Genomic DNA, 23,228 nt, shown 5'->3' with positions numbered 1-23,228 from the left:
TGCTGACGTGGATTATACGGGCATAATGAATTGAGTCAATGGCCTTTTCGTTCAGATGCTCATTTTATGATTATCATTAAAACTGACAGGCCGTTCATGTTCTGACAAAATAGCTCCCATTCCTATAATTGATGATGGAATCTTAAATACATGTCAGCAAAAATTATTGATGGGAAAACGATTGCGCAGACAATCAGAAGCGAAGTTGCAGAAAAAGTCAGGCAGCGTGTTGCTGCCGGGAAACGGGCCCCCGGGCTTGCCGTCGTTTTAGTAGGAGAAAATCCCGCTTCCCAAATTTATGTCGCGAGTAAACGCCGCGCCTGTGAGGAAGTTGGTTTTACTTCACGCTCTTATGACATGCCAGACACCACCAGCGAAGCCGAATTACTCTCTCTGATAGATAACTTGAACAATGATCCCGAAATCGACGGTATTTTAGTTCAACTTCCCCTCCCTGCCGGTATTGATAATGTCAAAGTTCTGGAACGCATTCACCCTGATAAGGATGTGGATGGTTTTCACCCCTACAATATCGGTCGCCTGTGTCAGCGTGCTCCAAGATTACGACCTTGTACGCCACGAGGTATCGTGACGCTGCTTGAGCGTTGTAATATCAATACTTATGGGTTAAATGCGGTTATTATTGGGGCCTCCAATATTGTCGGCCGTCCGATGAGTCTTGAGTTGCTGCTGGCTGGATGTACTACAACAGTCACTCATCGCTTCACTACGGATCTACGCCAGCATGTAGAACAGGCTGATTTATTGATCGTCGCGGTCGGTAAACCAAATTTTATCCCCGGTGAGTGGGTAAAACCCGGTGCAATAGTGATTGATGTGGGCATCAATCGTCTGGAAAATGGTAAAGTCATCGGGGATGTTGATTTTGATAAAGCATCTGAGCACGCAAGCTGGATTTCCCCTGTGCCGGGAGGTGTCGGCCCGATGACCGTTGCGACTCTGATTCAAAATACCTTGCAGGCTTGCGAGGAATATCATGATGTAAACAAAACTGAAGGACAGTGATGGAAATTTTTTATTTAGATGGTCACCCTTATGTAGAACTGTGTGATTTGCTGAAGCTTCAGGGATGGAGTGAAAGCGGTGCGGCAGCAAAAGCTGCTATCGCAGAGGGTTTGGTTGAAGTTGATTCTCAGGTGGAAACTCGCAAACGCTGCAAAATTGTTGCAGGAAAAGTTGTTACTTTCAACGGTGATTCTGTTCGCGTTAAAGAATAATTTAGCTCTTCGCTAATCCCCGTCAAAGAAACGGCACTTTATTATGCGTTACGCATTTAAGGTGCCGTTTTTTTTTTTATTGTATACCGCTCTACGTGATGGATATGTTACACAGATCTGTGACATCAGCGATGCTTATTAAACAATCACGCCTTAAATGTTTTGGTTTTTTTATTAGTTGCTATACTGAGAAGCTCACTTACAACTGAAAAGGAGTTGATTATGTTAAGTAATAGAGCTGCAAGAAGGTTGTTGGGCATGCCGTATAAGTTAAGCAATTCTAAACGTAGAGTGACTATTTCTCTTTTGAATCTCAACGCCGATACTGATAAACATCAAATACCTGAACATCTGAACCATTCGTCTTTTATTTCCAAAAAACGAGACGCTTCTTCAGGAAAAATCAGTTATCACTCTGGAAATGCTTTTTATCCGAATCATCTGAATAAAAATCAATAAAATATTAAGCTGATAGATATCATAGAATAAACCGCCTACAGCGAGGCGGTTTTGGTATTTTTATGGCTGTCTACAATCGATTATTTACGACGCCATGTTGTGCCCTGTGGACCGTCTTCCAGTTCAATACCCATTGCATTAAGCTGGTCACGCGCAGAATCGGCCAAAGCCCAATCTCTGTTTTTACGAGCATCATTACGCTGTTTAATCAGTGCCTCGATTTGGGCAACGTCACCATCGTCATCAACACCACCTTGCAGGAACTGTTCAGGCTCTTGCTCCAGAAGCCCCAGAACTCCCGCCAGCTTACGCAACTCAGCTGCCAGCCCGTTTGCCGCAGCCATATCGTCAGCTTTCAGGCGATTAATTTCACGAGCGATATCAAACAGTACGGAATAAGCTTCTGGGGTATTGAAGTCATCATTCATGGCTTCAACAAAACGGGCCTCAAAGGATTCACCGCCAACAGGCTGAGCGGATTTATCCGTACCACGCAAAGATGTATACAGGCGCTCAAGCGCAGTACGAGCCTGTTTCAGGTTCTCTTCTGTATAATTTAACTGGCTGCGATAGTGACCGGACATCAGGAAATAACGCACTGTCTCAGCATCGTAATATGCCAGCACATCACGGATGGTAAAGAAGTTGTTGAGAGACTTCGACATCTTCTCTTTATCCACCATTACCATACCGGAATGCATCCAGTAATTCACATAAGGGCCATCGTGAGCACAGGTAGATTGTGCAATTTCATTTTCATGATGCGGGAACATTAAATCTGAACCACCACCATGAATATCAAAATGATGTCCCAGCTGTTTAGCGTTCATAGCGGAACATTCAATATGCCAGCCCGGACGCCCTGCTCCCCACGGAGATTCCCAGCTTGGCTCACCCGGCTTGGACATTTTCCACAACACGAAATCCATTGGATTACGTTTAACATCCGCAATTTCAACACGAGCACCGGCCTGTAACTGCTCCAGATCCTGACGGGAAAGCAGGCCGTAATCAGGATTACTATCGATAGAGAACATCACGTCACCATTATCAGCAACGTATGCGTGCCCGCGTTTGATCAGCAGTTCAGTAAGCTCAATAATTTCAGGAATATGCTGCATCGCACGTGGCTCTGAATCCGGACGCATAATATTCAGCGCATCAAAGTCGCTGTGCATCTCATTCACCATACGGGTAGTCAAGGCATCACAGCTTTCATTATTTTCAATCGCGCGCTTGATGATTTTATCATCTATATCAGTAATATTACGGACATAAGTTAAATCGTAACCTAAATAACGCAGGTAACGGGCAATAACGTCAAATGCGATAAATGTTCTGCCGTGACCAATGTGACACAAATCATAAATGGTGATGCCACACACGTACATGCCCACTTTCCCTTCATGGATCGGCTTAAATTCTTCTTTTTGGCGACTGAGAGTATTGAAAATTTTTAGCATCAGTGGGTTTTCCGTAAAAATTGATGTACGTGTAATAAAAAACAAAAGCGGATAAATCCGCTGATTTTGGGCTTCCTTATCAGCTAGATAAATAAACTATAATAGAAAAGCCTGATTAGATATTTCACCCTGATACGCCGCACTTTGCAAGCATTGCGATCAGCTTTATTCTCACGGGATGGCTGAGTACTGACTCAAGATCACAGATATGGTATAAAAGCCGTTGTTCCGCACACTCTAGAATATTAGGGTCAGTCAAAAATATTATTAGGATTTCTATTATGGTGACTTTCCATACCAATTTCGGCGATATCGTGATTAATACTTTCGCTGAAAAAGCGCCTGTAACTGTTGAAAATTTTTTGAATTACTGCCGCGAAGGCTTCTACGATAACACTATTTTTCACCGTGTCATTAATGGCTTCATGATTCAGGGTGGTGGTTTTGAGCCTGGTATGAAGCAGAAAACGACTAAATCTCCTATCCAGAACGAAGCTAATAATGGTCTGCAAAACAGCCGTGGCACTCTGGCAATGGCTCGTACCAATGATCCACACTCTGCAACAGCTCAGTTCTTTATCAATGTTGTTGATAATGATTTCCTGAACTTCCGCTCAGAACGCCCTGACGGCTGGGGTTACTGCGTATTTGCTGAAGTTGTAGAAGGCATGGACGTCGTTGATAAGATTAAAGGTGTTTCAACTGGTCGCAGCGGTATGCATCAGGATGTACCACATGAAGATGTTATCGTTGAACGTGTTACTGTCAGCGAATAATTAATCGTTACATGAGTACACTGTTTATTGCTGATTTGCATCTCAGTGAGCAGGAACCGGCAATTACTGCCGGTTTTCTACGTTTTTTACGTGAAGATGCAATCCATGCGGAAAGCCTGTATATCCTTGGTGATTTTTTTGATTACTGGATTGGTGACGATGATCCCAACCCTTTACATGCGGAAATCGCACAAGCACTTAATTCTCTGAAACAAAAAGGCGTTTCCTGTTATTTCATTCATGGTAACCGTGATTTTTTATTAAGTTCCCGGTTTGCCAAAGAGAGCGGGCTGATTCTTCTGCCACAGGAAAAAGTTCTGGAACTTTACGGTAAGCGCATTCTTATCCTGCACGGTGATACTCTTTGCACCGATGACAAGGGTTATCAGCAATATCGTAAGCGGGTACACACTCCGTGGATCCAACGGCTGTTTTTACTTCTTCCTCTGTTTATCCGGCTGAAAATTGCAGCCAGAATGCGGGCAGGAAGCCAGTACGCCAATAGTCAGAAATCTGAATCGATCATGGATGTCAATCAACAGACTGTCATTGAACATTTTAATAAATATCAAGTGGACTGGATGATCCACGGGCATACGCATCGCCCGGATATCCATGATATCCCCATCGGCGATAAAATCTTACATCGTGGTGTATTGGGTGCCTGGCATCATCAAGGGTCAATGTTCAAAGTGACAGAAACATCTATTGAACTGGTATCTTTTCCTTTTTGAAGATAGTGAGTTTTTTCTGTAAAAATAAAAAAATCAACCAACGCAAACGTTTTCCTTCTGCAATTCGCATGATATTATCCACCACCTTATCCATAATGGATTTCAAGACAACATTATTTTGAACTTTGTTCTGGTGGACATCCAATACAGGAGCATCTGATTTATGACGGCAAGCCCTGATCCCGCACAAACTATCTCCACGGCAGCAACAACCGAAATACAGCATCATGCCAAAATTGCTATTGTCATGGGTTCAAAAAGTGATTGGGCAACCATGCAACACGCAGCTGATATTCTGGCTTCCCTTGATCTTCCTTTTCATGTCGAAATTGTTTCAGCTCACCGAACACCCGATAAACTTTTTCATTTTGCTGAACAAGCGAAAGCAAATGGCTTTGAGGTGATTATTGCTGGAGCGGGTGGTGCTGCACATCTGCCGGGAATGCTTGCGGCCAAGACATTAGTTCCTGTATTTGGTGTTCCGGTACAAAGTGCAGCCCTGAGTGGTGTGGATAGCCTTTATTCTATCGTCCAAATGCCCAAAGGGATCCCTGTGGGTACATTGGCTATCGGTAAAGCAGGCGCAGCAAATGCAGCCTTGCTCGCAGCTCAGGTTCTGGCATTACATGATGAGACTCTGTTTCAGCGACTGGAAAACTGGCGTCAGACTCAAACTCAGGATGTTCTGGAAAATCCGGATCCCCGGGAGGATGCATGAAGCCTGTTTGTGTATTGGGTAATGGTCAATTAGGCAGGATGTTACGTCAGGCGGGCGAACCATTAGGGATAGCCGTCTATCCGATTGGGCTGGATGCTGAACCAGAATCTGTTCCCTATCAAAGCAGCATTATTACAGCTGAAATTGAACGCTGGCCTGAAACGGCTTTAACACGCGAGCTTTCCCATCATAAAGCATTTATTAATCGTGATATTTTCCCGTTACTTGCTGATCGCTTGCCACAGAAACAGCTTTTAAACACGCTTGGGCTGGCTACAGCACCGTGGAAGTTATTATCTGATCCTAGCCAATGGCCGCAAATTTTCAGTGAACTGGGTGATTTCACCATCGTCAAACGTCGGGTTGGTGGTTATGACGGCCGTGGGCAATGGCGTATCCGGCCGGGTAAAGAAACGGATTTACCCACTGAAATTTATGGTGAATGCATTGTAGAACAAGGGATCCCTTTCTCAGGGGAGGTTTCTCTGGTGGGAGCTCGTAATGCCGACGGAGAATCAGTGTTCTATCCGCTGACCCATAATCTTCATCAGGAAGGGATTCTACGTACAAGTGTTGCTTTTGCTAATGCCAATCGTCAGTTACAACAGCAAGCAGAACAAATGTTGTCCGGCATTATGGATCATCTGAATTACATTGGTGTTATGGCGATGGAGTGTTTTATTGTCGGTGATGAATTGCTTATCAATGAACTGGCACCACGGGTACATAACAGTGGCCATTGGACACAAAATGGCGCTTCTATTAGTCAGTTTGAGCTTCACCTACGGGCAATTCTGAATTTACCTATGCCTCAACCGGAAGTTCTGTCCCCTTCTGTGATGGTCAATCTGATTGGCACCGAAATAAACCCAGAATGGCTCAGTTTACCGCTGGTTCATTTACACTGGTATGGCAAGGAAGTTCGCCCGGGGCGTAAAGTGGGTCATCTGAATCTGGTTCACCCGGAACAAGATGCATTAAAAACAACATTACAGAGCCTGATAGCATTATTGCCGGCAGAGTACCAAAATGGTTTGGAATGGGTACAAAGTAAATTAAGCTGATCCATTTTTCATATTCCGCCACAATGGAATAATAAAGATAGCAGGAAGTAGTAAATTACTTATGATCACGACTACTTCCTGTATTTTATTTTTTCTTACCAACGATAATTTTCTTATCAAACATTATTCCTGGATAATGTTCTGGACAGAGTATCCACTATTGTCCTTGTTGTTTGGTCTACTTCATAATTAAGGAAGTCGCCTACTTTAACCTTATTAAGATTCGTTATCCTTAAGGTTTCTGGGATAAGATTTAAAGTAATGGTTTTATTTTCCTCATCAATATGATTGACAGTTAAACTACATCCATGTAACCCGATAAAACCTTTCAGGAAAAAATATTTAATATTATCCTGAGGAATCCGGATAACCAGCCGGTAAGTTTCTCCTATCGCAGTAAACTCAACCACCTCGGCTATACCCTCTATATGCCCATAAAGACTATGACCGCCATTCTCTTTATTCATCTGATGCGAACGTTCTATATTGACCTGATCACCAATAGAAAGAAATTTTAGTGTTGTGGTATCAGCGGTAAAATCAGAAATATCAAAAAAAACTTTGTCTTCATTGAATTGAGTCACTGTCAGACAAGTGCCATCAACCGCTACGCTAGCACCAATGGCAACATCATCAAAAAGACGGTTATTGTTGCTAATTGTTATTGTACTGAAACCATTATTATTATTGAGTGATAATACCTTTTCTTTACCCTGAACAATTCCTGTATACATGACGTTCACTCCAGAAGTTAATTCATTAATTTTTAAAAAAATATACATTAAACACGTATGGTTACACTTACTACGTTGTCACACCATGATTCTTTATATAAATCAAAGAGGAATTTAATATAGCATGATAAGTATAAAAATCCTAAAGTTGGTGCTTTTATAGCACATCCATAGTTATCCAATATAATTAAACTTCAAGAGTAAACTTCCTTATAAAATATCAGGAACTCAATCGATTACAATATACATTCCCACAATAAAATAAGGCGTTAACATTAAAATAAACGCCTTATTATTTTCTAATTCGGTTTGCAAAATAACTCTCTCCACATGAAATAATGTTACTTCACTTTTATTATAAATAAGAAAATCAAAAAATATCATTAACTTCCATGTAATTTTTCTTTTATAGCCTCAATCCGATGCCTATAATAACAAATTGCAGGAAAGTAAGAATACTCATAGGAAAAAGAAAAACGTGAAAATATACCAAGTAAAATACCGTCTTTTGAAAAAATAGGACTTCCTGAATCTCCCTTTCTTCCTGTAATATGTGTTCTCAGTTCATAACCATTTATTGCCTCTATTTTACTGAACTTTTCAATTAGTGTTGTCGTTGTCTGATAAATCGTATGTGGTAATATAATCCCATCATCCCCCATTAGTTGATATGCAATCCCCTCAAAGGGATATACTACTCCTGGGCCTCCTTTTGAGCATGATTCAGGTAGTTTTGCTACCTCAGCGCCTTTTCCAATAGAAGTCATATCAGTATCTACCTTGAAAATAGCTATATCAACTGACGGCATAAACCTGACTAAACTTTTCCCCGAATAGAGGTGTGCACTCCGACCAAACATTTTGCTATATATTTTCCCATAGCTGACTTCCACATCTCTTTTTTTGGCATTTAACCAATTATCATCAAAACAATGAGCAGCAGTAAGAACCAAGTCACTCCCAATAATTACTCCGCCACATTCATATGAACCACGCTGGTGTATATTGTCAAAGGAAAATAAAAGCTTAACATATGATCCAACATATTTAGGATTCGGTGGATCATCAGCTATTGCGAATCCCTTTTCTGTTATGAAAATCCCCATACAAAAAATTGCAATGAATATATTAATCCAAATTTTCATTTTTTACTCCCTCATGAAGTTATAACATTTCAATACCTTATTATAATTAGAGATAGCTACAGAATGAAAATGCAGTCATCATTATTGAATTATAGCCGCTCATTCAATTTTCATGATTAATTAACCAGTAAAAATATTTTTTAGAAATCATATATTCATTATATGGAAACAAATAAAAACTCAAAGAGAACCATAAACTTAATTTTTATTACTTTATTTAAACCGTTATTAGAAAATTAAAAATAATCACATAAACAAACAACTAATTCATTAAAAAGATAAGTTTCTTAAAAAATAAAACCATATTCAGTATTAAAAGGTATTTTTCTCTAGTAACATTGACTTCATGATATAGGTGCTATAATTAAAAGCACATAAAGTGGTTATCATAATATTCTCTGAGCTTTGTGGAAAAACCGCATTCATAATCAGACTGGAAATTTTTTCTATATTATTAAATAATATTTATAAAAAACCGAATTAATTTAAATTGCATAATAATTTAAATACAAAAGATAGAGGTAACATCATGAAATACACAAATCCACTCATGATTATTGTTTTTTTAATAACTTGGTCAATTAGTTCAGCTTATGCTGGATGTCCTGATGGCAAGAATGGAACCTATACTGGATATGTTGGTAAAATTATTTATAACGCTAAAGATGAACACCCCACATTTACCTTAAGTAATTATCCAGATTCTATTATGAGTCTATCAAAAGAAGTAGGAATTAATACACCTAGAGGAAAAAATATTTCTGACCTACTTATATTAGCAAAATTTAATTTTAATAAAATTACCGTAACATGCACAGATCTGAACGTATCCACTCTAACTTTAGAGGATAATAATGATCCAGAAAACAAATAGAACCCAAAATCATGATGACGACGTAGCTAGATTATTCTGCAATAAATCACAGGTTAATATATTAACTATTATGTAATGATGGTAGGAAATACTAATTCTTCCATGAAATAAAAATCAGATTTTAAATAATAAAAATACTATATCTCCTCTTCCATTCATTTCTCCTTATGAAAGTGCTGGTTTTAACACTAGCACTTTTTTTGATTGTAACGTTAATTTAATTGATAACAGCGAAAATTATGTAATTTTCCATAAGATAATGAAAAAGGTTAAGTGTAATTCGTTAATTTTGTCAATTCTCCATCAATTGATACCAGTCTTTACTTCAAAAGTGTTTAACTTTCAACCAAAATTGCTTTATCACTTGGAAAACAACTAGGATATCAAGCCAGTCATCTATAGGCTTTTTTTTCCTCAACCCGGTCAAAAATAAATACAAAATCAAAGATACATCTTATTTTCGTACTAACCAATTGAGCTATGGTGTGTTTATTCGATACAGTTTTTCCTGATAACCACTTAAAATAGTGCTGTTTTTAACGGTTCATATCCTTGATGGGGTCATAATGTCCACTCAATACGACAAATTCGGGCGTACTTATCAGTGGTTTTTGCTGATACTTTTAGGCATGGTCTATTTTCTATCCACAGCAACAACCTTTACGTCATTGGGTGTTGTCCTTCCCAGCATGATTAATGAACTGGGCTGGAGCTGGACTGATGCCGGTTTAGGGTTCACACTGCTTGGCCTGACCTGCGGGCTGTCCAGTTTCCTGCCAACCGTGTTTATTCGCAGGGTCGGTGTTCGGTTCACACTCTTTATTGGGTTACTGATTTTTCTGGCTGGCTTCTACAACCTCTATCATACCCATGCCATTGCATCATATTTCATTGGAACGGCTTTAATTGGTGTCGGTTTTACCTTTCTGGCCACTGTACCCGGCACCTATGTTATTTCACGATTATATGAAAAACAGTCTCTGGCTTTCGGGTTCTATTTTACAATTGGCGGACTGGGCGGCGTGATTGGCCCGTGGATCTATTTTCTGGCAACCCGGGTCTGGGGAACTTGGCGAATGCACTGGATGATCTCAGCCATAGTGCTCACTGTTTTTGTTATCGTGACTATTTTCACCCTTCGGGAAGGGGAAAAGGAAATTGCCCACGCAAAGGCAGTTAGCCAAAAAAATAATAGGGAAAACTCATCCAGTATATATCGCACCCAACAGTTCTGGACAGCCCATCAGGCACTACGGACATGGCAGTTTTATGTTATTGCGGCCACCTACACGGCATTTTTGTGGTGTGGTATTACGGTTAATAGTTTCGCTGTAGCCCATATTATTGAAAATGGTTTCAATGAAGCCATTGCCGCAGGATTACTAAGCTCCATGGCTTTTATCAATGCATTCTCAAGACTGGCCGGAGGTGCTGTCGGGGAATGGCTTGAGCCGAAAAAATTACTGCTTGGTAGCCTGACTATTATTATTCTTGGCTTAATCGCGCTGAGTATTGCCTCTTCATGGCCATTCCTGATTGCATTTACGCTGTTCGTCGGTATGGGATACGGCATGACTTTTCTCGCTTCCAGTGTATTGCTCGCCAATTATTTTGGTCGTAAGCCTTATCTGGAACTATTCTCGATCATGAATCTGATTTCTACATTGGCTTGTTTGGCTCCTTTCTTCGCTGGAGCTATTAAAGATTATTCCGGTAGTTTTACCTGGGCTTTCCTCATCATTGCTTTCCCTGTTTTTGCTGTGTTAACCGTAACAATGGTGATGAAACCACCCAGCCATAAAATAAGAGACGCTTCAGTTAAAACTAAATAGGATTGCCTGCATCGCCCGGAAATTTGTTGTTCTGAAGCATGGGAAGCCAAAGCTTCCCATTATCGGTAATGTGTTAAAAGTGAATAGAACAGAAACGTTTTGTTTATTCCGGTAGGCGCCGGTATTGCGCCTGCCTGCGCAACAGCCGCACTCCCAGCCAACCCCCACAAAGTGAAAGTAACAGACTGCTGATAACCGGCAACAGGATCCACATCAGCCACTGTGGCTGCCACGGAAACTCAAAAACTTTAGTCTGTAACAGCCAAAGGGCAATTTCAGCCCCAAATGCCGCCGCCAGACCAGCCATAAAACCAAGCAAGGCGAATTCACTCCATAATGTACGCCGCAATAGTTTCTTACTGGCTCCCAGTGTGCGATACACCACCAGCTCAAGCTGCCTCTGGCTCATACCGACCTGAATTTGAGCCAATAAGAGTAACCCACCACATATCATTACCAGCACAACCATGATTTCCAGTGCCCGGCTAACCTGCTGCAAGATACCTTGAATCTGCTTAACCATAGAACCAATATCCAGCATGCTGATTGTCGGGAAATGACGATTAATTTCTGTCAGTAATTTCCCGTTTCCGACATAGTGGAAGCTGGTCAGCCATGTCTGAGGCTGCTGCGCCAGTGTTTCTTTATCAAAAATAAAGAAAAAGTTCGGATGCAGGCTTTCCCAGTCTACTTTGCGAATACTGCTGACTGTGACGTCAAAAGTTCTGGTGTCACCGGTGAAAGTCAGTTTATCGCCGATTTTAATCTGCAACCGATCCGCAACTCCCTGCTCAAGGGACACTTCCTTTGATTGCGGCGGCCAGTTACCTTCAACAAGGGTATTGAACGGCGGTAATTCTTTTTTCCATGTTAAGTTAAGTTCACGCCGCACCGTCGTGCTCTTAGGATGTACTTTGTCAGCCCATTCAACCGCAGACTGCCCATTAATTTCTGTCAGACGCGCCAGTACCACCGGATAAAATTCCGTAGGCTTTACGTCATATTGTGCCAACAACTCATCCACTGGTGTGAGTTGTGGTTGAGTCATATTGATCAGGAAATAATTCGGGCTATCCGGCGGTAACTGTTGCTGCCACTGGTTCAGTAAATCTCCTCTCACCATTACCAGCAATGCCAGTAGCATGAAAGAGAGTGAAAACGCGGCCAGCTGAGTCATTGTCTGGAATGGTCGGCATAACAGCCTGCTCACAGCCAGACGCAAGCTCAGCTGACGAAATGTGATACGACGCAGTAACCACAGACCACTCCAGCCTAATCCACCTAATAAAAGTGCTACAACAGGGACCCCCGCCAGTAACGACCATAATAGTGGTTCAGTCCCTGCCAACAGTATTAATCCTCCGGCGATAAGAAGAGTGACTACAGGCAGGTAATAGCGTAGTGGCCAGATACTGGCAGAAACACCACTTCTCAATACTCTGGAGGGCTGGGTTGCCATCAACTGGCGGTAAGGACGGATCCCCACCAGCAGAGCAATACTGAACAGAGCGCCAATCGCCCATACCCACGGCCACATCCCTGCTTCCGGCAACATTTTAGGCAACATCGCAGCCAGTACCCGGATCAGAGCAGCTTCAAAAACCAGCCCCAATACGGAACCAACAACAGTTGCCGCGAGTAATATCACCAGCCACTGCCCGATGATCCATTTGCGTAGTGCCCAACGCCCGGCTCCCAGCGTTTTCAGTATTGCAACCAGATTATGGCGACTGCGGCAATAATGCGTCATAGAAACCGCGACGGCAGCGACAGCCAGCAATAATGTCAGCAAGGCTGATAACAACAGGAATTGCTGGGCTCGTTCGATGGATTTTGCCAGCGCGCCATTATCCTGTTTCAATGTTAGCCAGCGTTGATCCGCTTTTAATTCAGGATCAATTAATTGTTGGAATGGCTGAATCGCATCTGGTGAACCAGCAAACATGTAACGATATGTCAGACGGCTTCCCGGCTGAATAGCACCCGTCGCTTGCGCATCATCGATATTGATTAAGATCCGGGGAGAGAGCTGGAACGGATTGAAACCACTATCCGGCTCCTGCAAAAGTTCTCCACTGATCTTCAGTGTGGTATCACCAACCTCAAGGCTATCTCCCACTTTGATATGTAATAACGCCATCAAACGCGGGGCAACCAGAACTGAACCTTTTTCCGGCTTCAGTCCCGGAGGGCTGGTTTCCAGTTCACCATACAACGGATAATGTTTATCGGCGGCTTTTACATCCGTTAGTTGTGGAACGTCTCCCGCATAAGTCATCGTTGAAAATGATATCTGTCGGCTGAGTGTCAGCCCCTTTTTCTGTGCCAGTTGCAGCCAGGATGGATCAATAGGATATGATGCCCGTAATACCAGATCGCCAGCCAGAAAATCGCGGCTCTGATAATGAACACTCTGATCAATACGATCACCAATACGCCCCAGCGCCAAGACACAAGCCACAGCCAGCGTCAGCGATAACCAGACAATCAACAGAGATGGAGTACGCCACTCACGCCAGAACCAGCGCCAGATCATACTTCCTCCTGTAATTTTCCGTCTGCCAGACGTAAGCGCCGCTGGCAGCGGGCAGCAAGCTGGCTATCGTGAGTAACCAAAATCAGTGTGGTCGCATAATCATGGTTGAGTGAAAACAGGAGATCCGCAATACGTTCACCGGTCTGACGATCAAGATTGCCTGTCGGTTCATCTGCGAACAAAATTTTAGGGCGGGTACTGAACGCTCTGGCTAATGCAACTCGCTGCTGCTCCCCACCTGAAAGCTGGGCTGGCATGTGTTTCAGGCGTTTGCCCAAACCCAGTTGCTCCAGTAATTCGATAGCCTGCTGGCGACTCTGACTTTCAGATTCTCCGCGCAGAAGTGCGGGAAGCTGAACATTCTCCAGTGCATTCAAAGTAGGGATCAACATAAACGACTGGAAAACAAAACCGATATTTTCTGCCCGTAGCTGTGCCCGCTGTTCCTCATTCATACGGCTGATATTCTGCCCCAGCAAATGAACTTCACCTGAGCTACCGTCATCCAAACCAGCAATAATACCCAAAAGGGTCGATTTCCCTGAACCTGATTCACCAATTAATGCAATTGTCTGCGCTGGCTCGACAAGCAGCTCAACACCTTGCAATATATTAATTACCTGTTCCCCTTCACCAACATATTTAATGAGATTATGAACTTCAAGAGCACACTCTACAGCCATGTATTTTTCCTTTTATTGTTAATGCTATGCAGCGCCAGAGCAATGGCAGCTGATACTCTGCTGATATTAGGAGACAGCCTCAGTGCTGGTTATCGCCTGCCGGTTGAGCAGTCGTGGCCTGTTCTTATGGCAAACCAGTGGCATCAATCCGGTAATAAAGTGAATATCATTAATGGTAGTATCAGCGCGAATACCGCAGCACAAGGTTTTGAACGCCTGCCTGAATTACTGAAACAACACAAACCCAAATGGGTTTTAATAGAACTCGGGGCTAACGATGGGCTACGTGGTTTTCCCGTTCGGCAAATAGAACAGGATCTGCAAAAAGTCATTTCATTAGTCAAACAAAACAAAGCTCAGCCGCTCTTAATGCAAATCCGCATTCCGCCCAATTATGGGAAACGTTACACCGAATCTTTTGCCGGAATTTACCCTGCTTTATCAAAAAATAATGATATCCCTTTATTGCCCTTTTTTATGGAGCAAGTTGCTATCAAACCAGAATGGATGCAAGATGACGGGTTGCACCCCAATCAGGCCGCACAACCTTTTATTGCAGATTGGATGTCCAGAAAACTATCGGCATATATTACCCATAAGTAAAAATGTTCACTTATTAATAGTAAATCATTTATGCCAGTAAATTGTTGTAAATTGACAGGTAAAGTTATGCAAAAAGCCATTCTTATTACGGGATGCTCCAGCGGTATCGGATTAGCCGCAGCCAAAACACTTCATCAACGTGGCTATCGTGTTTTGGCTGCTTGCCGTAAACCTGCTGATTTAGCACATATGCGCGAATTAGGTTTAGAACCCATCGAACTGGATTTGGATGATCAGGAAAGTGTTAAGAAAGCTGCTGATCAAGTTATTAAGTTAACAAATGGTCGTTTGTTCGGATTATTCAATAATGGTGGTTTTGGCGTTTATGGCCCGTTGGCGAGTATTTCCCGTGAACAGATGGAAAAACAATTTTCCACCAACTTCTTTGGTACCCATCAACTGACATGTCTGCTTCTACCCGCAATCCGGGCGAATGGTGAAGGGCGGATCATCCAGACCAGCTCTGTACTGGGGTTAATTTCAACGCCGGGCCGTGGTGCCTATTCTGCCAGTAAATATGCGCTTGAAGCCTGGTCTGATGCCCTGAGAATGGAATTAGCAGGAAGTGGAATAAAAGTCAGTCTGATACAGCCGGGGCCGATTAAAACGCGTTTCACAGAAAATGTTGCTCAGACCGAAATTGATAACCCCGTCGAAAATTCGGCAATGGCTCGCCGTTTAACGATGACGCCTGAAGATGTTGTGGAAAAATTAATTCATGCACTGGAAAGCCCTAACCCTAAGTTACGCTATCCTGTGACACTAATATCTCATGCTGTTACTGTTCTGCGTCGCCTGCTGCCAGCAAGATTAATCGATAAAATCGTATCTTCGCATTAGCCATAAGATTGAAAAACCGGCAAGCCAGCCCTATGTATACTTTAATGAATGCCCTTATAACGAGAGAGAACCCATGGAACCAACAATGAATACTAACAGCAACACTGCTCAGATTGTTCGCATTAATGAAGCAAATATCGCTCAGGTTGTTCAACAGTCTCTAACCACACTTGTTGTATTCTATTTCTGGTCCCCTCAGGATCTGCATTGTCATGAATTAGAGTCCACCCTCGATAAACTCGCCCATGAATATGCCGGTCAATTTATTCTGGCTAAAGTTGATTGTGACCAACTGGGCCATATCTCGGCACCATTCGGTGTGCGGACTGTACCAACCGTACTTTTTGTGCGTGAAGCCCGCCCTTTCCACGGCTTTGAAGGGGTACAAACCGACGAAAACATCAGAAAGATGTTTGCCCAAATTCTGCCACTTTCAGGAAAGTCCCCGCTGGAACAGGCAAATGAATTACTTGTTGAAGGAAAAAATCAGGAAGCGCTGTCTTTACTGAAAGAAGCTCATCAGGAAGATCCACAGGATATGGAACTTAGCTTATTTTTGGCTGAAGTTCATATTTCATTCAATCATCTGGAAGAAGCGGAAAAAGTACTGGAAACTATTCCATCAGAAGAGCAAGACCAACGTTATCATGATTTACTGGCTACCATTGAATCACACAAACAAGCAGCGGATTCTCCTGAAATCAGGCAACTTTTGCTGGAAGTGGCATCCCAGCCGGAAAATGCGGAACTTGCGCTTCAATTGGCGTCTAAATTACATGAAGTCGGACGTAATGAAGAAGCGCTTGAATTATTGTTCGGTTTTCTGAAAAAAGATCTCTCTGCTGGCAATGGTGACGTGAAAAAAACACTAATGGATATTATCACCGCGCTCGGTACCGGAGATGCACTGGCATCCAAATATCGTCGTCATGTATACTCTTTACTCTATTAATTAAGCGCATTTATGTATTCCATGATTAACTAATAAAGGAATTGTTATGGATTTACTTTCTCTCGGGGCTGTGCCCATTCTGATTATTATTGCCGTCGTTATCGTCTTTACCTGTGTTAAAACCGTTCCACAAGGATATCAGTGGACCGTAGAACGTTTCGGCCGCTATACACGCACCTTAACGCCGGGGTTGCATATTCTGGTTCCGTTTATTGATCGCGTGGGTCGTAGAATCAATATGATGGAACAGGTACTGGATATTCCATCACAAGAGGTGATTTCCCGCGATAACGCCAATGTCACTATTGATGCCGTCTGCTTTATTCAGGTTGTCGATCCGGTACGTGCTGCCTATGAAGTCAGTAACCTTGAGCTGTCTATTATCAACCTGACTATGACTAACTTCCGTACTGTTCTGGGTTCAATGGAACTGGACGAAATGCTGTCACAGCGCGATTTAATTAACAGCCGCCTGCTGACCATCGTCGATGAAGCGACTAACCCGTGGGGGGTGAAAATTACCCGTATCGAGATCCGTGATGTGCGTCCACCGAAGGAATTGATCTCTGCAATGAATGCCCAGATGAAAGCTGAACGTACCAAACGTGCAGATATTCTGGAAGCTGAAGGGGTTCGTCAGGCCGCTATTCTGAAAGCCGAAGGGGAAAAACAGTCTCAGATCCTGAAAGCAGAAGGTGAACGCCAGTCAGCATTCTTACAGGCAGAAGCCCGTGAACGTGCCGCAGAAGCTGAAGCAAGAGCAACAAAAATGGTTTCTGACGCGATTGCTGACGGCAATATGCAGGCGATTAACTACTTCGTCGCCCAGAAATATACGGATGCTCTTACCAGTATCGGTGCAGCAGATAATAGCAAAGTCATTATGATGCCGCTGGATGCCAGCAATCTGATGGGTGCTATCGGAGGTATTGCTGAGCTGATTAACGAAAGTAAGAAGGATAGACAGGATAACTAACTATGATTGAACAGATAGCCACTCAACCGGTCTGGTTCTGGCTCTGTTTTGGTGGATTACTGTTAATTGCTGAATTGCTGGGTACGGGGGGATATTTGCTGTGGACAGGGATTGCAGCGGTCATTGTCGCCCTGATCACATGGATTTTTCCCTCAATGAGCTGGGAGCTACAAGGCATACTATTTGCCTTATTAACATTACTCTCTGCTATCGCGTGGCGGGCCTGGTTGCGCCGCCACCCGCAAAAGAGTAGTGATGAGAGGCTCAATCAGAAAAATCAGCAATTAATCGGGCAGCACGCCCGCTTAACGACAGATACTGAAAATGGCTATGGACGAATCAAACTGGCTGATGGTAGCTGGCGCATTCACTGTGACCATGAACTCACTGCCAATACAGAAGTTGAAATCATCGCCGTCGACGGGATAACACTAAAGGTTAAGCCGATATAATACGAGATGGCAACAAACCGACACAGAAAATATTAAACCCTTGTTGTCAGTTAATGCAGTTAACCATTCATCAACGACACTCCTAATACAGGCTGGCCATGCCAGCCATATTTAACCTTTAATGAAACCAAACGATGAATCCGGTGGAAAATGTTGAAAACGGCCATTGACTGGAGTTTAGTAATTTCCGTTTACAATATGTTACAGGTAACTGAATTATCATTCATTTATCGTTATATCAAAACTTATCAATACCACATAACCCTAGCAAACAGCACACCTAAGCTCTGACAGGATGTACTTTTCTTCTGAAAAGAACAGCAGAAATGACAGCTCCACTTCGAACGAATAGTCAAGATAAAAATATTTCAATGTAGCGAAAGTTAAAATTAATCGAATACCCAGTTCTGAGAAAAACGAATAGGGATTTAATCATGACTTTTAAAATCATTTGCTGCGATGGCGGCGGAATTCGTGGTTTGCTAACAGCCAGACTTATCGAAGATCTCGATAAGAAATTTCAGATTATTAAAAGAACCAATGGATTTGCCGGAACATCCACAGGAGGCTTATTAGCTCTGGGCATGGCACACGGTGTCCCTATCTCAAAAATAGTTGATTTATACAAAAAGGAGGGGGCTAATATTTTCATAGTCCATAGTTTATTACAGAATAAATACAAGACTGGAATTTGTGATTTTCCGGTCCCCAAACTTACCCAAGAACTCGATAGACAATTTCAAATTCAAATTACTAAAAAAACCAGTAGGATTGCGGGGATATCCACAGAAGGGATATCATCGCAAGGTATGCCACAAGATATCACTCTTTCGAAAATGATTGGCCGCTACAGAAATGATGGCATTCAGCATTTTGGCTCGAATGAGATATCACTACAAAATATAAGCAGAGCTAGAGGGTTTTCCGCTCAAAATGATGAACCTCTTGGAAGACCGGGCCTTACGGGCGCAAGATATTACAGCTGTGGCCTGAAAAAAATTCTACAGGAACTCTTTTCTGATGCACAACTATCCAGTTCAGGATGCTTTATAGCGATTAATGCGGCCCAGCTTTGGAACGAAAACAATCAATCCTGGCTACCGTGTACTTTTTCCAACCTGCCAGAAAATCCCTTTCGTAATATCTCCATGGTTGATGCAGCAATGGCGACATCCGCGGCTCCAACGTACTTCCCGCCATACCGTATTCAGGTGAATAGCACGGATTTTGGCTATTTCGTAGATGGTGGGGTTTTTGCCAATAATCCGTCCATGACAGCACTTACCGAAGCATTATCCCTGAAGGGAATTTCTGGCCCAACTGACATCCGCATGCTATCCGTAGGTACCGGAGATATGTCTAACGGAGTGACTTCGATCAATTTCGACAACTATGCACCGTTAAGCTGGGGAATAAAGAGTTGGTTGTGGCCTCTGCGGTGGGGGAACAAAGATGAGGTACCACCAGCGGCTCTGTTGATGCTCATATTTGAAACGACAGCTAAGATGGCAGAATTTCAGGCTGAAAAAATTCTTGGAAAAAACTATTTACGCGCAAATTTTACGCTCAGTAAACCGTTCGATATAGACAATTGGCAAGATATCGAAACCCTTGAAGCTGAAGTGGATAAATATTTGCAAACACCTGACTGGGAGCGCATATGCAATCAGGTTAAGCGACTCTGGATATAAAATATTTTCACTATACACAGGCCCCTGACAATTAAGTTGATATCATCAACCATGTTTTGCACAAATACCAGATAGTTGTTCAATGATGGGGCATTCAGCGCCATCATCTCCCGGACATTCAGCCGCCAGTGTTAATAACTTTTTCCTGATATTCTGTAATTCTGCAATCGTTTTTTCTATTTCAGCCACTTTTTGCAATGTTGTAGCCTTCACATCCATACTATGACGATTAGGGTTGTGAAATAGCCGTAATAATTCCCGGCACTCTTCCAGAGTAAACCCCACCTCCCTCGCCTGTCGTAAAAGGATTAATTCATCAATATGATTTTGCTGATAAAAACGGTAGCCATTCTCTTCCCGCCCCGGCGCTGTAATCAAATCTTTTTCTTCATAGAACCTGATAGCTTTGCTGGTTAAGCCCGTTTTCTGGGCAATTTCACTGATATTCATTATTCCCCCTTGACCTTCCCCTTGCAGGAAGGTTTAGCCTAAACAGATAACGAGCTATCCCCAATAATAATAGTAAGTATATACCCAATGGATTTCGAGTTGCATCGCGGCGTATATCACTCTGTTTCAGGAGATTTTATTATGTCTACAACAACCATTCTTGCACTTCAGGGCTTAACCTGTATGCACTGTGTCAGCAGGGTCAAAAAAGCGTTGGAGCATCTACCCGGAGTTGAACAGGCTGAGGTCACCCCTGAATACGCTAAAGTTATCAGTAAAGTAACACCTGATGTCTTGATAGCGGCTATCCGTGATGCTGGTTATCAGGCTTCAATCGCAGATCTCCCCGATATTGAGTTACAACTTTCCGGATTAAGCTGTATGAAGTGTGTCGGCAAAACCCAGAAAGCCCTGGAATCAGTGGAAGGTGTTGTTGCTGCTGAAGTCGATAAGCAAACAGCCAGAATTTACGGCAAGGCTGACGAAAATGCCTTAATTAGCGCAGTAAAACAAGCAGGCTATCATGCTGAATCAGTCATGAGTTCGCATCTCCCAAAAAATGAGCCGCTGACAACACCTGAACCAGAATTTTTGCCAGCGGCAACAGATTCCACTTCTATTCCTATCACAAAATCTGATAAAAAAACTGGCTCTGGTGCTTCTCATAACAGCAACGACAGCATTCAGCTTCTGCTGGATGGCATGAGCTGCGCAAGTTGCGTCAGTAAAGTACAAAAAGCCCTGCAATCTGTTGAAGGTGTTAAAAATGCCAGAGTCAATCTGGCGGAAAGAAGTGCTCTGATCACCGGTTCCGCCTCCTCCGAGGCTTTGGTCGATGCGGTTATCAAAGCCGGTTATGGAGCTGAAATTATTCTGGATGAAACTGAACGCCGGGAACGACAGCAACAGATTGCACAAGCCAATATGCGCCGTTTCCGCTGGCAATCAGCCCTCGCTCTGATTGTCGGAGTTCCGGTTATGATCTGGGGCATGATAGGCGACAATATGATGCTCACACCGGAAAATCATACCATCTGGCTGAGCATTGGTCTGGTGACTCTTGCCGTCATGGTATTTGCTGGCGGGCATTTTTATCGCAACGCCTGGCAAAGCCTGAAAAACGGCAGCGCGACAATGGATACATTAGTTGCACTGGGAACAGGGGCTGCATGGCTATATTCCATCAGCGTCAACTTATGGCCGGATATTTTTCCACCTCAGGCGCGCCATATTTATTATGAAGCCAGCGCTATCATTATCGGCTTAATTAATCTTGGTCATGCCTTAGAACAGCGAGCACGTCAGCGTTCTTCACAAGCACTTGAGCGGCTGTTGGATTTAACGCCTCCAACAGCCCGAGTCATCACATCAGAAGGCGAAATATCATTACCACTGGCTGATGTTGAACCCGATATGACATTACGGCTGGTAACGGGTGATAGGGTTCCTGTTGATGGAGAAATTATTCAGGGCACAGTCTGGCTGGATGAAGCGATGCTGACGGGAGAAGCTATTCCGCAGCAAAAAACACTCGGTGATACAGTTCATGCCGGGACAGTCGTTCAGGATGGAACGGTACTGTTCAAAGCTTCAGCCGTAGGCAGCCAAACCACTTTAGCCAGAATTATCAATCTTGTTCGTCAGGCACAAAGCAGTAAACCGGAAATCGGCCAACTGGTGGATAAAATATCCTCAATATTTGTCCCTGTCGTCGTCGTTATTGCATTGGTTGCCGGTGCTATCTGGTATGTTGCCGGCCCGGCTCCGCAAATCATGTACGCACTGGTCATTATCACAACGGTACTGATTATTGCCTGCCCTTGTGCGCTGGGTCTGGCAACACCAATGTCTATTATTTCAGGAGTCGGAAGGGCTGCTGAATTAGGAGTATTAATACGCGATGCTGATGCCCTGCAACAGGCCAGTCAACTCGATACCCTTGTTTTTGACAAAACCGGAACCCTGACAGAAGGCATGCCACAGGTTACGGAAATTCATACTTTCAACGGCTACACGGAAGAACAGGTATTACTGTGGGCAGGTGCGCTGGAAAGCGGTTCAAACCATCCTTTAGCAAAAGCAATTCTCCTGAAAGCTGAAGACAGAAAAATAGAGAGTAAACAATTACCTGACGTCACGCAGTTTCGCACTCTGGCAGGCACAGGAATTAGCGGCAATATCGGTAACACGGCACTGCTGTTAGGTAATCTGAGCCTACTTGAACAGAATCAGGTTGAAACAAGCACATTACAACAGCAAGTAGTACAACAGGCGGAAAAAGGTATTACCCCTGTTCTTCTGGCTGTTGAAGGTAAAATAGCAGCCCTGTTTTCAATACGTGATCCACTGCGTCAGGATACAATCTCAGCCCTGCAACGTCTGCATAAGCAGGGGTATCATTTAGTGATGCTGACGGGAGATCATCCGGCAACGGCTAATGCTATAGCCAAAGAAGCTGGCATTGATCAGGTTATTGCTGGAGTCTTGCCTGATGGTAAGGCAGCAACTATTCAGACCTTACAATCTGAGGGCAGAAAAGTAGCGATGATTGGTGACGGAATTAATGATGCTCCGGCATTAGCACAAGCCGATGTAGGTATTGCGATGGGAAGCGGCAGTGATATTGCTATTGAAACAGCATCAATTACCCTGATGCGCCACAGCCTGCATGGAGTTGCCGATGCTGCTGAATTATCTAAAGGAACATTACGTAATATGAAACAGAACCTGTTCGGGGCATTTATCTATAATACACTGGGGATCCCGATTGCAGCCGGTATCCTCTACCCTTTCACCGGTACATTATTAAATCCGGTGATTGCCAGTGCCGCCATGGCTCTCTCTTCTATTACCGTAGTCAGTAACGCTAACCGATTATTGCGCTTTAAAACGAAAGATTAACTGATCTAAGCTTCGGAAAGCTAAACAAGGAAGTTTAGCTTTCTACTTATCATACATACCCTATGGATTTCGCACTTTTTCACACTTTCCTGTTAACCTTTAATACA

22 protein-coding genes are annotated in these 23,228 nt (G+C 43.2%); 16 read left to right on the top strand and 6 right to left on the bottom strand.

The features are described 5' to 3' along the window. Positions 1–150 precede the first annotated feature (150 nt). The 3 genes from folD (at position 151) to sra (ending at position 1,697) form a co-directional block, all read left to right on the top strand. Entirely contained in the window at positions 151–1,026 is an 876-nt protein-coding gene (gene folD / locus AACS90_RS06935; RefSeq protein ID WP_099111330.1) for a bifunctional methylenetetrahydrofolate dehydrogenase/methenyltetrahydrofolate cyclohydrolase FolD, read from the top strand. Continuing rightward, on the top strand, positions 1,026–1,238 hold the full coding sequence (gene ybcJ / locus AACS90_RS06930) for a ribosome-associated protein YbcJ (protein WP_099122255.1): 213 nt from the start codon (positions 1,026–1,028) through the stop codon (positions 1,236–1,238). The genes folD and ybcJ overlap by 1 nt, the downstream gene beginning before the upstream one ends. A gap of 222 nt (positions 1,239–1,460) precedes the next feature. Then, positions 1,461–1,697 carry a stationary-phase-induced ribosome-associated protein gene (gene sra / locus AACS90_RS06925; protein ID WP_099111332.1) on the top strand — a complete coding sequence of 79 codons (237 nt, stop codon included), beginning with the start codon at positions 1,461–1,463 and terminating at the stop codon, positions 1,695–1,697. Positions 1,698–1,777: 80 nt separating this feature from the next. Here sra and cysS read toward each other — a convergent pair whose 3' ends face one another. After that, complete coding sequence (gene cysS / locus AACS90_RS06920; RefSeq protein ID WP_099122254.1) at positions 1,778–3,160, bottom strand: cysteine--tRNA ligase; 1,383 nt, start codon at positions 3,158–3,160, stop codon at positions 1,778–1,780. A 281-nt stretch (positions 3,161–3,441) separates the two neighbouring features. Here cysS and ppiB point away from each other — a divergent pair, with 281 nt between their 5' ends. From ppiB to purK, 4 genes are all read left to right on the top strand, one after another. Continuing rightward, complete coding sequence (gene ppiB / locus AACS90_RS06915) at positions 3,442–3,936, top strand: peptidylprolyl isomerase B (protein ID WP_099111334.1); 495 nt, start codon at positions 3,442–3,444, stop codon at positions 3,934–3,936. A gap of 11 nt (positions 3,937–3,947) precedes the next feature. Next, positions 3,948–4,670, top strand: coding sequence for a UDP-2,3-diacylglucosamine diphosphatase (locus AACS90_RS06910; RefSeq protein WP_099122253.1), 723 nt, complete (start codon positions 3,948–3,950; stop codon positions 4,668–4,670). A 163-nt stretch (positions 4,671–4,833) separates the two neighbouring features. Continuing rightward, a complete protein-coding gene (gene purE / locus AACS90_RS06905) occupies positions 4,834–5,388 on the top strand; it encodes a 5-(carboxyamino)imidazole ribonucleotide mutase (protein ID WP_099122252.1) in 555 nt (184 codons plus the stop codon). Then, on the top strand, positions 5,385–6,452 hold the full coding sequence (gene purK / locus AACS90_RS06900) for a 5-(carboxyamino)imidazole ribonucleotide synthase (protein WP_099122251.1): 1,068 nt from the start codon (positions 5,385–5,387) through the stop codon (positions 6,450–6,452). The genes purE and purK overlap by 4 nt, the downstream gene beginning before the upstream one ends. 116 nt (positions 6,453–6,568) lie before the next feature. Here purK and AACS90_RS06895 read toward each other — a convergent pair whose 3' ends face one another. Further along, positions 6,569–7,186, bottom strand: coding sequence for a riboflavin synthase subunit alpha (locus tag AACS90_RS06895; RefSeq protein ID WP_099122270.1), 618 nt, complete (start codon positions 7,184–7,186; stop codon positions 6,569–6,571). A gap of 383 nt (positions 7,187–7,569) precedes the next feature. Further along, positions 7,570–8,331, bottom strand: coding sequence for a trypsin-like serine protease (locus AACS90_RS06890; protein WP_099122250.1), 762 nt, complete (start codon positions 8,329–8,331; stop codon positions 7,570–7,572). Between the two features lie 529 nt (positions 8,332–8,860). Between AACS90_RS06890 and AACS90_RS06885 the strand changes: the two genes are divergently transcribed. Both AACS90_RS06885 and AACS90_RS06880 read left to right on the top strand, forming a co-directional pair. Next, the gene (locus tag AACS90_RS06885; protein ID WP_099122249.1) at positions 8,861–9,205 is read left to right on the top strand and encodes a hypothetical protein; all 345 of its coding nucleotides are present in this window, start codon (positions 8,861–8,863) and stop codon (positions 9,203–9,205) included. A 566-nt stretch (positions 9,206–9,771) separates the two neighbouring features. After that, entirely contained in the window at positions 9,772–11,037 is a 1,266-nt protein-coding gene (locus AACS90_RS06880) for an MFS transporter (RefSeq protein ID WP_099122248.1), read from the top strand. 103 nt (positions 11,038–11,140) lie between these two features. On the opposite strand, the gene ybbP is transcribed toward AACS90_RS06880, so the two are convergent. Both ybbP and ybbA read right to left on the bottom strand, forming a co-directional pair. Further along, entirely contained in the window at positions 11,141–13,573 is a 2,433-nt protein-coding gene (ybbP, locus tag AACS90_RS06875) for a putative ABC transporter permease subunit YbbP (RefSeq protein ID WP_099122247.1), read from the bottom strand. Next, on the bottom strand, positions 13,570–14,256 hold the full coding sequence (gene ybbA, locus AACS90_RS06870; RefSeq protein WP_099122246.1) for a putative ABC transporter ATP-binding protein YbbA: 687 nt from the start codon (positions 14,254–14,256) through the stop codon (positions 13,570–13,572). The genes ybbP and ybbA overlap by 4 nt, the downstream gene beginning before the upstream one ends. On the opposite strand from ybbA, the gene tesA reads away from it, so the two are divergent. From tesA to AACS90_RS06840, 6 genes are all read left to right on the top strand, one after another. Then, entirely contained in the window at positions 14,227–14,859 is a 633-nt protein-coding gene (gene tesA / locus AACS90_RS06865) for a multifunctional acyl-CoA thioesterase I/protease I/lysophospholipase L1 (protein WP_193757215.1), read from the top strand. The two genes, ybbA and tesA, sit on opposite strands and share 30 nt — an antisense overlap. 66 nt (positions 14,860–14,925) lie before the next feature. Beyond that, the gene (locus tag AACS90_RS06860) at positions 14,926–15,699 is read left to right on the top strand and encodes an SDR family oxidoreductase (RefSeq protein ID WP_099122245.1); all 774 of its coding nucleotides are present in this window, start codon (positions 14,926–14,928) and stop codon (positions 15,697–15,699) included. A gap of 73 nt (positions 15,700–15,772) precedes the next feature. Next, positions 15,773–16,651: a co-chaperone YbbN gene (locus AACS90_RS06855; RefSeq protein ID WP_099122244.1), complete on the top strand. Its 879-nt coding sequence runs from the start codon at positions 15,773–15,775 to the stop codon at positions 16,649–16,651. Positions 16,652–16,697: 46 nt separating this feature from the next. After that, the gene (locus AACS90_RS06850; protein ID WP_099111347.1) at positions 16,698–17,627 is read left to right on the top strand and encodes an SPFH domain-containing protein; all 930 of its coding nucleotides are present in this window, start codon (positions 16,698–16,700) and stop codon (positions 17,625–17,627) included. 2 nt (positions 17,628–17,629) lie between these two features. After that, complete coding sequence (locus tag AACS90_RS06845) at positions 17,630–18,079, top strand: NfeD family protein (protein WP_099122243.1); 450 nt, start codon at positions 17,630–17,632, stop codon at positions 18,077–18,079. Between the two features lie 434 nt (positions 18,080–18,513). Beyond that, a complete protein-coding gene (locus AACS90_RS06840; protein WP_099122242.1) occupies positions 18,514–19,770 on the top strand; it encodes a patatin-like phospholipase family protein in 1,257 nt (418 codons plus the stop codon). 45 nt (positions 19,771–19,815) lie between these two features. Here the strand turns inward: AACS90_RS06840 and cueR are convergent, their stop codons facing one another. Then, a complete protein-coding gene (gene cueR / locus AACS90_RS06835; RefSeq protein WP_099122241.1) occupies positions 19,816–20,220 on the bottom strand; it encodes a Cu(I)-responsive transcriptional regulator in 405 nt (134 codons plus the stop codon). A 141-nt stretch (positions 20,221–20,361) separates the two neighbouring features. On the opposite strand from cueR, the gene copA reads away from it, so the two are divergent. Then, entirely contained in the window at positions 20,362–23,121 is a 2,760-nt protein-coding gene (copA, locus tag AACS90_RS06830; protein WP_099122240.1) for a copper-exporting P-type ATPase CopA, read from the top strand. The last annotated feature ends 107 nt before the right edge of the window (positions 23,122–23,228 follow it).

The sequence above is a fragment of the Xenorhabdus sp. KK7.4 genome, from assembly GCF_963876465.1.
GTDB lineage: Bacteria > Pseudomonadota > Gammaproteobacteria > Enterobacterales > Enterobacteriaceae > Xenorhabdus > Xenorhabdus stockiae.
Note: the sequence above shows the minus strand (reverse complement) of the source record. Positions and strands in the feature narration are given on the sequence as shown.

What these genes read in the sequence shown, in the direction of transcription:
- folD (WP_099111330.1), top strand. Translation starts at nt 151, where the DNA reads ATGTCAGCAAAAATTATTGATGGGAAAACGATTGCGCAGACAATCAGA.
- ybcJ (WP_099122255.1), top strand. Translation starts at nt 1,026, where the DNA reads ATGGAAATTTTTTATTTAGATGGTCACCCTTATGTAGAACTGTGTGAT.
- sra (WP_099111332.1), top strand. Translation starts at nt 1,461, where the DNA reads ATGTTAAGTAATAGAGCTGCAAGAAGGTTGTTGGGCATGCCGTATAAG.
- cysS (WP_099122254.1), bottom strand. Translation starts at nt 3,160, where the DNA reads ATGCTAAAAATTTTCAATACTCTCAGTCGCCAAAAAGAAGAATTTAAG.
- ppiB (WP_099111334.1), top strand. Translation starts at nt 3,442, where the DNA reads ATGGTGACTTTCCATACCAATTTCGGCGATATCGTGATTAATACTTTC.
- AACS90_RS06910 (WP_099122253.1), top strand. Translation starts at nt 3,948, where the DNA reads ATGAGTACACTGTTTATTGCTGATTTGCATCTCAGTGAGCAGGAACCG.
- purE (WP_099122252.1), top strand. Translation starts at nt 4,834, where the DNA reads ATGACGGCAAGCCCTGATCCCGCACAAACTATCTCCACGGCAGCAACA.
- purK (WP_099122251.1), top strand. Translation starts at nt 5,385, where the DNA reads ATGAAGCCTGTTTGTGTATTGGGTAATGGTCAATTAGGCAGGATGTTA.
- AACS90_RS06895 (WP_099122270.1), bottom strand. Translation starts at nt 7,186, where the DNA reads ATGTATACAGGAATTGTTCAGGGTAAAGAAAAGGTATTATCACTCAAT.
- AACS90_RS06890 (WP_099122250.1), bottom strand. Translation starts at nt 8,331, where the DNA reads ATGAAAATTTGGATTAATATATTCATTGCAATTTTTTGTATGGGGATT.
- AACS90_RS06885 (WP_099122249.1), top strand. Translation starts at nt 8,861, where the DNA reads ATGAAATACACAAATCCACTCATGATTATTGTTTTTTTAATAACTTGG.
- AACS90_RS06880 (WP_099122248.1), top strand. Translation starts at nt 9,772, where the DNA reads ATGTCCACTCAATACGACAAATTCGGGCGTACTTATCAGTGGTTTTTG.
- ybbP (WP_099122247.1), bottom strand. Translation starts at nt 13,573, where the DNA reads ATGATCTGGCGCTGGTTCTGGCGTGAGTGGCGTACTCCATCTCTGTTG.
- tesA (WP_193757215.1), top strand. Translation starts at nt 14,227, where the DNA reads ATGAACTTCAAGAGCACACTCTACAGCCATGTATTTTTCCTTTTATTG.
- ybbA (WP_099122246.1), bottom strand. Translation starts at nt 14,256, where the DNA reads ATGGCTGTAGAGTGTGCTCTTGAAGTTCATAATCTCATTAAATATGTT.
- AACS90_RS06860 (WP_099122245.1), top strand. Translation starts at nt 14,926, where the DNA reads ATGCAAAAAGCCATTCTTATTACGGGATGCTCCAGCGGTATCGGATTA.
- AACS90_RS06855 (WP_099122244.1), top strand. Translation starts at nt 15,773, where the DNA reads ATGGAACCAACAATGAATACTAACAGCAACACTGCTCAGATTGTTCGC.
- AACS90_RS06850 (WP_099111347.1), top strand. Translation starts at nt 16,698, where the DNA reads ATGGATTTACTTTCTCTCGGGGCTGTGCCCATTCTGATTATTATTGCC.
- AACS90_RS06845 (WP_099122243.1), top strand. Translation starts at nt 17,630, where the DNA reads ATGATTGAACAGATAGCCACTCAACCGGTCTGGTTCTGGCTCTGTTTT.
- AACS90_RS06840 (WP_099122242.1), top strand. Translation starts at nt 18,514, where the DNA reads ATGACTTTTAAAATCATTTGCTGCGATGGCGGCGGAATTCGTGGTTTG.
- cueR (WP_099122241.1), bottom strand. Translation starts at nt 20,220, where the DNA reads ATGAATATCAGTGAAATTGCCCAGAAAACGGGCTTAACCAGCAAAGCT.
- copA (WP_099122240.1), top strand. Translation starts at nt 20,362, where the DNA reads ATGTCTACAACAACCATTCTTGCACTTCAGGGCTTAACCTGTATGCAC.